Origin of the sequence: Streptomyces collinus Tu 365, from assembly GCF_000444875.1 — a bacterium.
Taxonomy (GTDB): domain Bacteria; phylum Actinomycetota; class Actinomycetes; order Streptomycetales; family Streptomycetaceae; genus Streptomyces; species Streptomyces collinus_A.
Genome location: NC_021985.1, coordinates 7165030 through 7177833, shown reverse-complemented (window position 1 = coordinate 7177833; position 12804 = coordinate 7165030). Strand labels below are relative to the sequence as shown.

The following is a 12804-nucleotide window of genomic DNA, read 5'->3' as shown; positions in this document are numbered from 1 at the left end:
CGCCGCACCCGCGCCGGGGGGCGTACGGCAGACTCGGGGCGTGCGAAAGATTCATGTCATCGGTATCGGTGCGGGCGACCCCGACCAGCTGACCCTGCAGGCGGTCAAGGCGCTGCGGAGCACGGACGTGTTCTTCCTGCTCGACAAGGGCGAGGTGAAGAGTGACCTGACCCGGCTCCGCCGGGACATGCTGGACGCGCACCTGCCCGGGGGCGGCTACCGGGTGGCCGAGGTCCGTGACCCCGAGCGGGACCGCGCGGCGGGCGGCGCCTCGTACTCGCCGGCCGTGGAGGACTGGCGCAGCGCACGCGCGGAGATCTACGAGCGGCTGATCGCCGGGGAGCTGGACGAGGACGGCACCGGGGCCTTCCTGGTGTGGGGCGACCCGTCCCTGTACGACAGCACGCTGGGCATCCTGGAGGAGGTGCTGGGCCGCGGCGCGGTGGAGTTCGAGTACGACGTGGTGCCCGGCATCAGCAGCGTCTCCTCGCTGGTCGCCCGGCACCGCACCGGGCTGAACCGGGTGGCGCGGCCGGTGCAGATCACCACGGGGCGGCGGCTGGCGGAGGGCTTCCCCGAGGGGGTGGACGACGTCGTCGTGATGCTGGACGCGCACCAGACCTTCCGCAGGTACGCCGACGACGACATCGACATCTACTGGGGCGCGTACCTCGGCACGCCGGACGAGATCCTCGTCTCCGGGCCGCTCGCCGAGGCCGGTCCGCGCATCGAGCGGCTGCGGGCGGAGGCGCGCGAGCGCAAGGGGTGGATCATGGACACGTACCTGCTGCGCAGGCACCCGGGTCGGGACGAGGGCTGACCGGCACGGCGGCGGGCCCGCGGGGCTCAGCCGCCGAACCCCAGCCGGTCGAGCACGCCCGCCACGTCCGGCACCGCGGTCACCCCCTCCGGCAGCGGGGGCCGGCGTACGACGACGACGGACAGCCCCAGAGCGCGCGCGGCGGTCAGCTTCGCGGCCGTCGCCTCGCCGCCGCTGTCCTTGGTCACCAGGACGTCGACGCGGTGGGCGCGCAGCAGTTCGCTCTCCTCGGCGACGGTGAACGGGCCGCGCGCCAGGACCACTTCGGTGTGCTGCGGCAGGGGCGGCGCGGGCGGTTCGACGGACCGTGTGACGAAGTGCTGCTCCGTCAGGTGGGCGAAGGCGGCGAGGCCGAGGCGTCCGGTGGTCAGGAGGACCCGGCTGCCCGGGCGGAGCCGGGACACCGCCTCGGCGGCCGCGGCCGTGGAGGCGACCTCGTGCCACCGGTCGCCGGGGCCGGGACGCCAGCCGGGGCGGCGCAGGACGACCGCGGGGACGCCGGTGGCCGCGGCGGCGCGGACCGCGTTCGCGGTGATCGACTCGGCGAACGGATGGGTGGCGTCGACGAGGGCGTCCACGTGGTGCGCGCGCAGCCAGTCGGCGAGGCCGTCGGCGCCGCCGAAGCCGCCGGTGCGTACCTCGCCGGCCAGGGCCGCCGGGCGGGTGACCCGGCCCGCGAGCGAGGTGGTCACCCGGACGCCCGGGCGGGCGGCGAGGCCGGCGGCGAGGCGGCGGGCCTCGGTGGTGCCGCCGAGGATCAGCACGTGCGGGGACATGGGGGGAGCGTACGAGGTCGTACGGGCCGGTCCGCCGGCCGGGTGGCCCGCCGGGCCCTCCGGGCGGCCGTCGGCTAGCGGAGCAGCAGCTGTACGCCGCCCACGACGGTCGCGGCGATCACCAGCCGCTCGAACAGCCGCTGGTCGATCCGGTGCACGGCCCAGCCGCCGAGCAGCGCACCGGGCACGACGAACACCAGGAGCGCCGCGTCCAGGAGCAGGGAGCGGCCGTCGATCAGGCCGAGCCCGGCACTGAAGGGCACCTTGGACACGTTGACGACGAGGAAGAAGAACGCCGACGTGCCGAGGAAGCCGAGTTTGCGGAAGCCCGCGGAGAGCAGGTACAGCGACATCACCGGGCCGCCCGCGTTGGCGACCATCGTGGTGAACCCGCCGAGGACGCCGTAGGAGCGTGCCTTGATCCGGCCGGTCCGGGTGGTCACCGTGTCCGGCTCGTCGGGCTCCTCCCGACCGTCCGGCGCCGCGGCCCGGCGCCGCCGCCACATCGTGACCCCGGCCATGAGCAGCAGGATCGCGCCGATCGAGGTGCGCACCACGCCGTCGTCGGCCCACAGCAGGAACAGCGTGCCGAGGACCACGCCGGCCGCCACCGCCGGGAACAGCCGCCACAGGGTGGGCCAGTGGGCGTGCCGCCGGTAGGTGAGGACGGCCAGGACGTCTCCCGCGATCAGGACCGGCAGCAGCACGCCGGTGGAGGCGCGGGCGGGCAGGACCGCCGCGAAGATCGCCAGGCTGACCGTGTTGGCCCCGCTGACGGCGGTCTTGGAGAAGCCGACGAGCAGCGCCGCGAAGGCCAGGGCGGCGAACTCCCAGCCGGATATGTGCCAGAGCGTCATCGTGTTCATGCGGAGGCCGATGCTATGCGCACGCATCCGCCTGCCGCGGACCCGCCCGCCCCGCGGGACGGCCCCGGCCGCGAGGCGCTGCCGGGCCGGGCCCGGCGGGGGTCTGCCGGTGCCGGGCTCAGGCGCCCGTGTAGCGGGTCCGCAGTTCGCGCTTGAGCACCTTCATGCTGGGGCCGAGCGGCATCGTGTCGGTGAACTCCACGCGGCGCGGGTACTTGTGCCGGCCCAGGTGCTCCTTCGACCACTCGGTGAGGGCGGCGGGGTCGGGTGCGGTGCCCTCGGCGGGGACGACCACGGCGCACACCTCCTCGCCGTGCAGTTCGTCGGGCAGGCCGATGACGGCGACCTGGGCGATCTGCGGGTGCCGGGCCAGGACCTCCTCGACCTCGCGCGGGTAGACGTTGTAGCCGCCGCGGATGATGACGTCCTTCTTGCGGTCGACGATCCGCAGGAACCCCTCCTCGTCCTTGGTGCCGAGGTCCCCGGTGCGGAACCAGCCGTCGACCAGGGCCTCGGCGGTGGCCTCGGGGCGGCCGAGGTATCCGGAGAAGACGTTGTGGCCGCGGACGACGACCTCGCCCAGCTCGCCGGGCGGCAGCAGCTCGACGCGGTCCTCGGTCTCGGCGCGGGCGATCTCCACGTCGACGCCCCACAGGGGGTGGCCGATGGTGCCGGCCCGGGTGCCGAAGACGGGCTGGTTGACGGTGGCCGTCGGGGAGGTCTCCGACAGCCCGTACCCCTCGTACACGGTCGCGCCGAACGCCGCCTCGAACCGCTCCAGCACGGCCACCGGCAGCGAGGCCCCGCCGGAGACGCACACGCGCAGCTCGGGCAGGGCGTCGGCGGCCCCGGCGGCGGCCGCGAGGGCCACGAACATGGTCGGCACCCCGTGGAAGGTGTTGACCCCCTCCTTCACCATCAGCTCGATGGCGCGGGCCGCGTCGAAGCGGGGCAGCAGGACGAGGGTGGCGCCCGCCCGCCAGGTGGAGTTGAGCGAGACGGTCTGGCCGAAGGCGTGGAAGAGCGGGAGCGCGCCGAGCGCGACGTCGTCGGCGCGGATGTCGTTGGCGTCGAAGGCGTTGACGGTGGCGTTCATGACCAGGTTGAAGTGGCTGAGCACGGCGCCCTTGGGGACGCCGGTGGTGCCGCTGGTGTAGAAGACGACCGCCGGGTCGTCGGCGGCGCGGGTGACGTACGTGGGCAGCGGCCGGGCGTCGGCGGCGAGCCGGTCCAGTTCGCCGCCCAGCTCGACCGCGCGGATCCCGAGGGCCTGCGCTGCGGCCCGGCCGGTGGCCGCCTGCCCCGGGTGCACGAGGAGCAGGGTGGCGCCGCTGTCCTTGAGGACGTGCTCGACCTCGGGGGCCGTCAGGAGCAGGTGGACGGGGACGACGACCGCGCCCGCCGCCGCGATCGCGTAGTAGGCGACGGGGAACTCCGCGGTGTTGGGCGCCATCAGGGCGACCCGGTCACCGGGCCGCACGCCGAGGCCGGTGAGGGCGCCGGCCCGGGACAGGGAGCGCTGCCAGACCTGCTCGAAGGAGAGCCGCAGATCGCCTTCGACGAGGGCCGTCTTGTGGGGGCGGCGCCGGGCGTTCTCGGCGAGGACGGCGGCGACGGACAGGGTGGCCATGGGGTGGTGCTCCGTTTCTTGCTGCGACTCGTGTACCGATCCCCGTTGCCGGGGCCCCCGTGCTGGTGCGGCCGGCGCCTGCCGCGGAAGGTGCCCTAGTGCGCCTCGACCAGCACCGCGCTGCCCTGGCCCACACCGACGCACATGGTCGCCAGGCCCCGGTCCGCGCCGGTGCGGCGCATCCGGTGCAGCAGGGTCGTCAGGATGCGGGCGCCGGAGCAGCCGAGGGGGTGGCCGAGGGCGATGGCGCCGCCGCTGGGGTTGACCAGGTCCGGGTCGATGCCGAGCTGGTCGACGCAGGCGAGTGCCTGGGCGGCGAACGCCTCGTTGAACTCGGCCTCCCCGAGGTCGGAGACGTCCCAGCCGGCCCGGGCGAGCGCCTTGCGGGTGGCGGGGACCGGGCCGATGCCCATGACGTCCGGGTGGACGCCGGCCGAGGCGCCGGCGACGTAGCGGCCGAGGGACTCCAGGCCCAGCTCGTTCAGGGCCTCCTCGCTGACCAGCAGGAGACCGGCCGCGCCGTCGTTCATCGGTGAGGCGTTGCCCGCGGTGACCGTGCCACCCGCGCGGAACACCGGCTTGAGGCGGGACAGCTTCTCCAGGGAGGTGTCCTCGCGGACGCACTCGTCCTGGTCGACCGTGATGCCGTCGGGGCGCTCGACGGGCAGCAGTTCGTCGTCGAAGTGGCCGTTCTTGCGTGCGGCGGCGGCTCGTTGGTGGCTGCGCAGGGCGAACTCGTCCTGCCGGTCGCGGGAGATGCCGTACCGTCCGGCGACCTCCTCGGCGGTCTCGCCCATGGCGAGCAGGCCGTGCAGGTCCTTCATGGCGGGGTTGACCAGGCGCCAGCCGAGCCGGGTGTCGACGGTCTCCATGCGGTGCGGCAGGGCCTCGTCGGGGCGGGGCAGCACGAAGGGGGCGCGGCTCATGGACTCCGAGCCGCCCGCGATCACGATGTCGGCCTCGCCGGCGGCGATCGTGCGGGCCGCCGTGGTGACCGCCTCCAGTCCGGAGGCGCACAGCCGGTTGACGGTGGCGCCGGGCACCGACTCGGGCAGGCCGGCCAGCAGCGCGGCCATGCGGGCGACGTTGCGGTTGTCCTCGCCGGCCTGGTTGGCGGCGCCCCAGTAGACGTCGTCGACGCGGGCCGGGTCGAGCGCGGGCACCTCGGCGACGAGGTGGCGGATCACGCTCGCCGCGAGGTCGTCGGGCCGCACGCCGGACAGGGCGCCGCGGAGCTTGCCGATGGGGGTGCGGCGGGCGGCCGCGAAGTGGACGGGACGCACGGCATGGACTCCTGACCGACGACGCTGTGGATCAGCACGAACCTACGCTGGGGTGACAGCGCCAGTTAATTAGCACTGCTAGTTTTGGACTATAGACCGCCGACCGGCTCCCTGGGAAGATCCCCCGGTACCTTCCCCGCCACCGCTGGAGGAGAGATGACCGAGGTCCGCGAACACCTCCTCGACCGGATCGCCGTACGGGAGTGGCCGCACCCGGCGCCACGCCTGCTGGTCGTCGTCGTGCACGGGTACGGGGAGCACGCGGGCCGGTACGACGAACTGGCGGGCGTGCTGACCGGGTACGGGGCGGCCGTCTACGGGCCCGACCACGTGGGGCACGGCCGGTCGGCCGGCGAGCGGGTGGTGATCGAGGACTTCGAGGACGTGGTCGGGGACGTGCACCGGGTGGCCGGCCTGGCCCGCGCCGCGCACCCCGGACTGCCGCTCGTCATGGTCGGCCACTCCATGGGCGGCCTGATCGCCGCCCGCTACGCCCAGCGGTACGGCGAGGAGCTGAGCGCGCTGGTCCTGTCCGGGCCGGTGATCGGCGTCTGGGAGCTGCCCGGGCGGCTGCTCGCCCTGGACGAGATCCCGGACACCCCGATCAGCCCGGGCGCGCTCTCCCGCGACCCCGCCGTGGGCGCCGCCTACGCCGCCGACCCGCTGGTCTGGCACGGCCCGATGAAGCGCCCGACGCTCCAGGCGTTCGTACGGACCCTTCGCACGGTCGCCGAGGGCGGCGGCATCGGCGCGCTGCCGCTGCTGTGGCTGCACGGGGACGACGACCGGCTGGTGCCGCCGGCCGGGAGCCGGATCGGGGTGGAGCGCCTCGCCGGCGGCCGGGCGACCGAACGGATCTTCGCCGGGGCGCGGCACGAGGTGTTCCACGAGACGGACCGGGCGGCCGTCCACGCCGAGGTGATCGCCTTCCTGGACCGGGTGCTGCCCGGCTGATCAGCGACGTTTGCCCCGGAACGCACCGGGCACCCGCGTCACCGGACGCACGTCGGATGACGGAAGGGAACGTACGCACCATGACCGTGGTGAGGAGCACGCTGTCCGAGGAGGCGCTCGGCGTCACCGGTACCGCCCTGCAGGAGACCCTGGTGGACCTGCTAGGGCTCTCGCTCGTCGGGAAGCAGGCGCACTGGAACATCGTGGGCCCGCGCTTCCGGTCGATCCACCTCCAGCTGGACGAGGTCGTCGAGACGGCCCGCGCCCACTCCGACACGGTCGCCGAGCGCGCCGCCGCGCTGGGCGTCCCGCCGGACGGCCGGCCCGAGACCGTGGCCGCCACCTTCGCCCTGCCCGGCGCCAAGAGCGGCTGGCTGCGCGACACCGAGGTGGTGGAGCTGACCGTGGCGGCCCTCGGGGCGGCGATCGGCCGGCTGCGCGAGCGGATCAAGGCCACCGAGCAGGCCGATCCGGTCACCCAGGACCTGCTGATCTCCATCACCGCCGACCTGGAGAAGCAGCGCTGGATGTTCGAGGCGGAGAACCGGGCCGGCGACGCCGGCTGACCCCGCCCGCAGCACGCAGCCAACCGGCCCCGCACGGAAGGACAGAACCCGTGGCCGACGCACTCGAACTGGAAGCGCTGTGGGAGGACTTCCACCGCGTGGTGAACATGACCTCGCAGGAACTGGCGGCCTGGCTCCGGGTCCGGGACGCGGACGAGGAGAGCGAGCCGCTGCCCGAGCAGGCCGGCTCGCCCACCGGGCAGCACGTCCTCGCCATCCTCCAGAAGCGCCGCACCGACCTCACCGACGACGATGTCCGCGTGATGTACAAGGTCGTCGACACGGTCGGTGACCTGGTGGACCTGGAGGACGAGCCGCTGCCGGAGCGGACCGAGGAGGACACCCGGCTCCGGCACCGCCTGATGACCCTGGGCCACGACCCGCTCAAGCCGTAACCCGCACGCGGCGGTCCGGGCGGGGACGGGCGCGAGCCCGTCCCCGCCCGGACGCCGACCGGCCCCACCGGTCGCCGTGTCGGTGGCCGATCCCGGCCCGGACCTGGCCGAAGAGTGCCTCCGGCGCACCTCCGAGGTCGTGTCGGACTGCTCGCACGCCCCGGCGCCCCGGGGACGGCCGAGCGGAGGAGCGACACGTGACGGGGACCGGACCGGCCGCCCAGGAGATCGACACCACCCGCCCGCCTCCGGCCCGCTCGCCCACCGAGGTGGGCGCCTTCTTCGAGGGCCTGGACCTGCTGGACGCCGGGCATCGTGTCGGTGGCGCGCTGGCGGCCCGAGGAGGACCCGGACCCGGCGGGACCGGTCTCGCTGTACGGCGCGGTGCGCGTGAAGCCCGCTCGGTGACCCCGCGGCAGGGCCTACAGCGGTATCCCGACGACCCGGGAGATCGTGCGCAGCACGCCGTTGTCGTTGTTGGACGGGGCGAGGTGGCGGGCGCGGCGGACGACCTCCGGGTGGGCGTTGGACATGGCGAAGGACCAGTCCGCGGCGTCCAGCATCTCCAGGTCGTTGAGGTAGTCCCCGAACACCATCGTCTGCGCGGGCGTGATGCCCAGCTCGCGCTGCAGACCCCGCAACGCGGCCCCCTTGCTGGCGGTGCCGTTCATGACGTCGACCCAGTGCTCACCGGAGACGACGACCTGGTGGGTGGCGGCGAACGCCTCCAGGGCGGGGGCGGTGGTCCGCTCCACCGGCCCGAAGTCGAACAGCGCCACCTTGATCACCTCGTCCTCCACGGCGGTGACGTCCTCGACGACCCGGTGCTCCACGTAGTACTTCCGCACCTCCGCGAGGAACGCCTCGTCGGCCCGCTCGACGTACGCCGACCGCTTGCCGCAGACCACGGCGCCCACGTCGACGCCGTCCGCGGCCAGCCGCCGTACCGTCCGGGCGACGCTGGCGGCGACGGACCGCTCCAGCGGGTCGGAGCCGAGCTCCACGCCGTCGCGGACCACGTAGGTGCCGTTCTCCGCGATGAACACCATGCCCTCGGCGACCTCGGCGAACTGCCGGGCCAGGGTGGCGTACTGACGGCCGCTCGCGGGGCTGAACAGCACGCCGCGCCGGCGCAGCTCGGCGAGCACGGGCCACAGCCCGTCGGGCATCCGCTTGGCGTCGTCCAGCAGGGTGCCGTCCATGTCGGTGACGACGAGCCGGATGTCCGCGGGGACGGCGGGCGGGACGAGGGTTTCGAGGAGGGACGCGGGGGTGGCGGGCATGTCCTGCTTCCGGTGGTTGAACGGGGTACGAAGTCCAGTGTTTCAAACGCCCCGGGACGCCCCGGAGGGTGGCCGGGCGACCACGCTGCGCGTTTCCCGGGACAGCGCGATCAAGGGGGCGGCACAATGACGGCGGACGAGCGCGCGAGAAGGGCGGACACGTGACCGAGCAACCCTCGCCGACGGCCGGATCGGCGCGGCTGAACACAAGCGTGGCGCACAACGCGCGGGTCTGGAACTACTGGATCGGCGGCAAGGACCACTACGAGGTCGACCAACGGGTCGGCGAGCACGTCTCGGGGCTGTTCCCGGTGATCCGGGCGGTGGCCCGCGCGGACCGCGACTTCCTCGGACGGGCGGTGCGCTTCCTGGCCGCCGAGCGCGGGCTGCGCCAGTTCCTCGACGTCGGCACCGGGCTGCCCACCGTCGACAACACCCACGAGATCGCGCAGCGCATCGCGCCCGAGTCGCGGATCGTGTACGTCGACAACGACCCGATCGTGCTCGTGCACGCCCGCTCCCTGCTCACCAGCTCCCCCGAGGGCGTCACCGACTACGTCGACGCCGACGTGCGCGACCCCGACGCCATCGTCCGGCGCGCCGCCGACACCCTGGACCTGGACCGGCCGGTCGCCGTGATGATGCTGGGCATCCTCAACTTCGTGCTGGACGGCGCCGAGGCCGCGGACATCGTGCGGCGCGTCATGGCCGCGGTCCCCTCCGGCAGCCATCTGGCGCTCACCCACCCGACCTTCGACGCCGAGGTGGGCGGCGAGGGCAACGTCGCGGCGATGGAGTTCTGGAACGCCAACGCCACCCCGCCGATCACCGCACGCAGCCGCGCCGAGATCGCCGCGTTCCTCGACGGCCTGGAGCCGGTCGAGCCGGGGCTCGTGCCGTGTTCGCGGTGGCGCGCCGGGTCCGACGCCGCCTCGGTGCCGCAGTACGGCGTGGTGGCCGTGAAACCCTGACCCGGAGCGTGCGGGGGCCGAGCCCGTGCTCCGCCCCGGCCGCTCGCCGTCCCGTTCACGCCGAGGAGGACGTATGACCACCCTGGCCGATCCGGTGCCCGGCGGGCGCCCCGGCGACCTCGGCCGGGTCGCCGCGCTCACCGCGGACCTCGCCACCCGGAAGGTGCACGGCGTCGTCCTGGCCTACGTGGACACCGCGGGCGTCGGCCGGGTCAAGACCGTCCCGACCGCACGCCTGGAGGCCGCGGTGTCGTGGGGCGTCGGCATGTCGCCGGTGTTCGACACCTTCCTCGCCGACGACTCGATCGTCACCACCGACGTGCTCGGCTCCCCCGACGGCGACCTGCGGCTCTACCCGGACCTCGACCGGCTGGTGCCGCTGGCCGGGCAGCCGGGCTGGGCGTGGGCGCCGGTGGACCGGATCACCCAGGACGGCGAGCGGCACCCCGGCTGCTCCCGGACGTTCCTGCGCCGGATGGTCGCGGACGCCGCCGAACGGCACGGGCTCGCCTTCCGGGCGGCCGTCGAGATCGAGTGGTCGGTCGGACTCGGCACCGCGCCCGGCGACGCGTTCGTCCCGGCGGCCGCCGGACCGGCGTACGGCGCCGCCCGGCAGGTGGAGCTGAGCGACTTCACCGCCGACCTGCTCGCGGCGTTCGCGGCCCAGGGCGTGGACGTCGACCAGCTCCATCCCGAGTACGCGGCCGGCCAGTTCGAGGTGTCGGTGGGCGCCCTGGACCCGGTGGCGGCCGCCGACCGCAGCGTGCTGGCGCGGCAGACGATCCGGGCGGTGGCGGGGCGCCACGGCCTGCGCGTCTCCTTCGCGCCCGCCGTGCTCGCCGAGGGGGTCGGCAACGGCGGCCACCTCCACCTGTCCTGCTGGCGCGGCGGGGTCAACCTGCACTCCGGCGGCACCGGCCGGTACGGCATGACGGCCGAGGCCGAGTCGTTCGCGGCCGGGATCCTCGCCCACCTGCCCGCCCTGACGGCGGTGACCGCGCCGAGCCCGGCCAGCTATCTGCGGCTGAAGCCCTCGCAGTGGGCGGGGGTGTTCACCGCCTGGGGCCTGGAGACCCGCGAGGCGGCGCTGCGGGTCGTCACGGGGACCGCGGGCCGCCGGGACCAGGAGGCGAACCTGGAGGTCAAGCCGGTCGACCTGGCCGCCAATCCCTACCTCGCGCTGGGCTGCGTCATCGCCGCGGGACTCGACGGGCTGACGGCGTCCCTGCCGCTGCCCGGGGAGATCACCGGGGACCCGGCCCGCTACGGCGCCGAGGAGGCCGCCGCCCTCGGTGTACGGCGGCTGCCGCGGTCGCTGCCGTCGGCCGTCGAGGAGTTCCGGGCCGACCAGGTGCTGCGGGCCGCGCTGGGCCCGGTCCTGGCGGACGCGGTGACCGCCGTACGGCTCGGGGAGGCGGCGGCCGTCGAAGGGCTGGACGACGCGCGGGTGGCTGCCGCCTACCGCTGGAAGTACTGACCGTGCCCGCCGCAGGCCCCGTCCACGAGTTCCTCCGGGCGCTGCCCCTGGTCGACCACCACTGCCACGGCGTGTCCACGGCCGACCTGCCGCCCGGGCGGTTCGAGCCGCTGCTCACCGAGGGCGGGGCCTGGCCCGGCGTCTCCCCCTTCGACACCCCGGTCGGCGTGGCCGTGCGCCGGCACTGCGCGCCCCTGCTCGACCTGCCCCGGCACGCGCCCGCCGCCGACTACCTGGCCCGGCGCTCCGACCTCGGCCCCCACGAGGTCAACCGGCGCTTCCTGACCGCCGCGCACGTCGAGGCCCTCTGCGTCGACACCGGGTACACCCCGCACCCCGGCACCTCCCCCGCCGAACTGGCCGGGGCGGCCGGTGCCACCGCCCACGAGGTGGTCCGCCTCGAACGGGTCGCCGAGGAACTGGCGGCGCGCGGGGTGACGGCAGGCGCGTACGCGGCCGGGTTCCGGGCCGCCGCCGAGGACGCCGTACACCGGCCGGGCGTGGTCGCCGTGAAGTCGGTGGCCGCCTACCGCACCGGCTTCGCCCTCGACCCCGAACGCCCGGCGGCCGCGGAGGTGACCCGGGCCGCGGGACGCTGGCTCGCGCGCGGCGGACGCCTGACCGACCCGGTCCTGGTGCGGCACCTGCTGTGGACCGCCGTCGACCTGGGCCTGCCGCTGCAACTGCACACCGGCTTCGGCGACGCCGACCTGCGGCTGCACCACGCCGACCCCGCCCTGCTCACCGACTGGCTGCGCCTGACGGCGGGCACCGTCCCGGTCCTGCTGCTGCACTGCTGGCCGTACCACCGTCAGGCCGCCTACCTGGCTGCGGTGTTCGAGCGCGTCCACCTGGACGTCGGCCTGACCCTGCACCACACCGGCCCGGCCCGCGCCCGGGCGGTCCTGGAGGAGGCACTGGAGATCACCCCGTTCCGCAAACTGCTGTACAGCTCCGACGCCTACGGCGTGGCCGAGTTCCACCACCTGGGCGCGCTGTCCTTCCGGCAGGGACTGGCCGGAATGCTCCAAGCCCGGGTGGACGCCGACGAGTTGAGCCTGTCCGACGCCCTGCGCATCGCGGCCTGGACGGGCCGCGACAACGCCCGCCGGCTGTACGGACTGCCCGAGAACGATCCGGCCCGCGACTGAGCGCGCGCCCCACCCGGAAAGTATGATCAAGCAATGTCTGACATGACCGAAACCACGCCCGGCTGGCTGACCACGGACGAGCTGGAAATGGCCAGGGCCCGTATGCCGATCCTGTACGTCGAGGCCGTGCCCGTGCGCGTGGACGACAGCGGCGAAGTCACGAGCATCGGACTGCTGCTGCGCATCGGCCCGGACGGAACGGTCAGCCGGACCCTGGTCTCCGGCCGCGTCCTGCACCACGAGCGGGTCCGCGACGCGCTGCTGCGCCACTTGGAGAAGGACCTCGGCCCGGTCGCGCTGCCCCGGGTGCCCTCCTCGCTGCAGCCGTTCACGGTCGCCGAGTACTTCCCGACGGCCGGCGTCACGCCGTACCACGACCCCCGTCAGCACGCGGTGTCCCTCGCCTACGTCGTCCCGGTCACCGGCGACTGCCGGCCCCGGCAGGACGCGCTGGACCTCGTGTGGTTCAGCCCCCAGGAGGCCGCCTCGGCGGCGGTGCAGGGGGAGATGCCGGGCGGGCACGGGGTGCTGCTGAAGCAGGCGCTCGCGCACGTGGGCGTGGTGTCCTGAGCACCGGCGGCCGACCGGCCTGTCTATCAGGCCGGTCGCGCCGCCGAACAGGGCTTTCGTCG

At 74.6% G+C, this 12804-nt stretch carries 13 protein-coding genes; 8 read left to right on the top strand and 5 right to left on the bottom strand.

What is annotated here, in order from left to right; all coding sequences use genetic code 11:
• The first annotated feature begins 40 nt into the window (after positions 1-40).
• Complete coding sequence (cobF, locus tag B446_RS31155; RefSeq protein WP_020943427.1) at positions 41-820, top strand: precorrin-6A synthase (deacetylating); 780 nt, start codon at positions 41-43, stop codon at positions 818-820.
• A gap of 26 nt (positions 821-846) precedes the next feature.
• Here cobF and B446_RS31150 read toward each other — a convergent pair whose 3' ends face one another.
• The 4 genes from B446_RS31150 to B446_RS31135 all read right to left on the bottom strand — a co-directional run bounded on the left by B446_RS31150 (position 847) and on the right by B446_RS31135 (position 5375).
• On the bottom strand, positions 847-1596 hold the full coding sequence (locus tag B446_RS31150; protein ID WP_020943426.1) for a cobalt-precorrin-6A reductase: 750 nt from the start codon (positions 1594-1596) through the stop codon (positions 847-849).
• Positions 1597-1670: 74 nt separating this feature from the next.
• Positions 1671-2462 carry a sulfite exporter TauE/SafE family protein gene (locus B446_RS31145; protein WP_043476787.1) on the bottom strand — a complete coding sequence of 264 codons (792 nt, stop codon included), beginning with the start codon at positions 2460-2462 and terminating at the stop codon, positions 1671-1673.
• A 118-nt stretch (positions 2463-2580) separates the two neighbouring features.
• On the bottom strand, positions 2581-4092 hold the full coding sequence (locus B446_RS31140) for a long-chain-fatty-acid--CoA ligase (RefSeq protein WP_020943424.1): 1512 nt from the start codon (positions 4090-4092) through the stop codon (positions 2581-2583).
• A 95-nt stretch (positions 4093-4187) separates the two neighbouring features.
• Positions 4188-5375, bottom strand: a complete 1188-nt coding sequence (locus tag B446_RS31135) for a thiolase family protein (protein WP_020943423.1) — start codon at positions 5373-5375, stop codon at positions 4188-4190.
• 156 nt (positions 5376-5531) lie between these two features.
• Here B446_RS31135 and B446_RS31130 point away from each other — a divergent pair, with 156 nt between their 5' ends.
• The 3 genes from B446_RS31130 to B446_RS31120 all read left to right on the top strand — a co-directional run bounded on the left by B446_RS31130 (position 5532) and on the right by B446_RS31120 (position 7290).
• Complete coding sequence (locus B446_RS31130; RefSeq protein WP_020943422.1) at positions 5532-6329, top strand: alpha/beta hydrolase; 798 nt, start codon at positions 5532-5534, stop codon at positions 6327-6329.
• An 80-nt stretch (positions 6330-6409) separates the two neighbouring features.
• Entirely contained in the window at positions 6410-6895 is a 486-nt protein-coding gene (locus tag B446_RS31125; protein ID WP_020943421.1) for a Dps family protein, read from the top strand.
• Between the two features lie 50 nt (positions 6896-6945).
• Positions 6946-7290 carry a DUF3140 domain-containing protein gene (locus B446_RS31120; RefSeq protein WP_020943420.1) on the top strand — a complete coding sequence of 115 codons (345 nt, stop codon included), beginning with the start codon at positions 6946-6948 and terminating at the stop codon, positions 7288-7290.
• A gap of 422 nt (positions 7291-7712) precedes the next feature.
• Here the strand turns inward: B446_RS31120 and B446_RS31115 are convergent, their stop codons facing one another.
• Complete coding sequence (locus B446_RS31115; protein ID WP_020943419.1) at positions 7713-8573, bottom strand: Cof-type HAD-IIB family hydrolase; 861 nt, start codon at positions 8571-8573, stop codon at positions 7713-7715.
• Between the two features lie 161 nt (positions 8574-8734).
• Here B446_RS31115 and B446_RS31110 point away from each other — a divergent pair, with 161 nt between their 5' ends.
• From B446_RS31110 to B446_RS31095, 4 genes are all read left to right on the top strand, one after another.
• Positions 8735-9544, top strand: a complete 810-nt coding sequence (locus B446_RS31110) for an SAM-dependent methyltransferase (RefSeq protein ID WP_020943418.1) — start codon at positions 8735-8737, stop codon at positions 9542-9544.
• Positions 9545-9617: 73 nt separating this feature from the next.
• Positions 9618-11021, top strand: a complete 1404-nt coding sequence (locus B446_RS31105) for a glutamine synthetase family protein (RefSeq protein WP_020943417.1) — start codon at positions 9618-9620, stop codon at positions 11019-11021.
• On the top strand, positions 11018-12172 hold the full coding sequence (locus B446_RS31100) for an amidohydrolase family protein (RefSeq protein ID WP_419184180.1): 1155 nt from the start codon (positions 11018-11020) through the stop codon (positions 12170-12172). The genes B446_RS31105 and B446_RS31100 overlap by 4 nt, the downstream gene beginning before the upstream one ends.
• Before the next feature lie 42 nt (positions 12173-12214).
• Entirely contained in the window at positions 12215-12742 is a 528-nt protein-coding gene (locus B446_RS31095; protein ID WP_020943415.1) for an NUDIX hydrolase family protein, read from the top strand.
• Positions 12743-12804: the final 62 nt, after the last annotated feature.

Excerpts from the sequence above, each read along its gene's own strand:
- B446_RS31130 (WP_020943422.1), top strand. The coding sequence starts at position 5,532 with ATGACCGAGGTCCGCGAACACCTCCTCGACCGGATCGCCGTACGGGAG.
- B446_RS31150 (WP_020943426.1), bottom strand. The coding sequence starts at position 1,596 with ATGTCCCCGCACGTGCTGATCCTCGGCGGCACCACCGAGGCCCGCCGC.
- B446_RS31095 (WP_020943415.1), top strand. The coding sequence starts at position 12,215 with ATGACCGAAACCACGCCCGGCTGGCTGACCACGGACGAGCTGGAAATG.
- B446_RS31105 (WP_020943417.1), top strand. The coding sequence starts at position 9,618 with ATGACCACCCTGGCCGATCCGGTGCCCGGCGGGCGCCCCGGCGACCTC.
- B446_RS31115 (WP_020943419.1), bottom strand. The coding sequence starts at position 8,573 with ATGCCCGCCACCCCCGCGTCCCTCCTCGAAACCCTCGTCCCGCCCGCC.
- B446_RS31140 (WP_020943424.1), bottom strand. The coding sequence starts at position 4,092 with ATGGCCACCCTGTCCGTCGCCGCCGTCCTCGCCGAGAACGCCCGGCGC.
- B446_RS31125 (WP_020943421.1), top strand. The coding sequence starts at position 6,410 with ATGACCGTGGTGAGGAGCACGCTGTCCGAGGAGGCGCTCGGCGTCACC.
- B446_RS31145 (WP_043476787.1), bottom strand. The coding sequence starts at position 2,462 with ATGAACACGATGACGCTCTGGCACATATCCGGCTGGGAGTTCGCCGCC.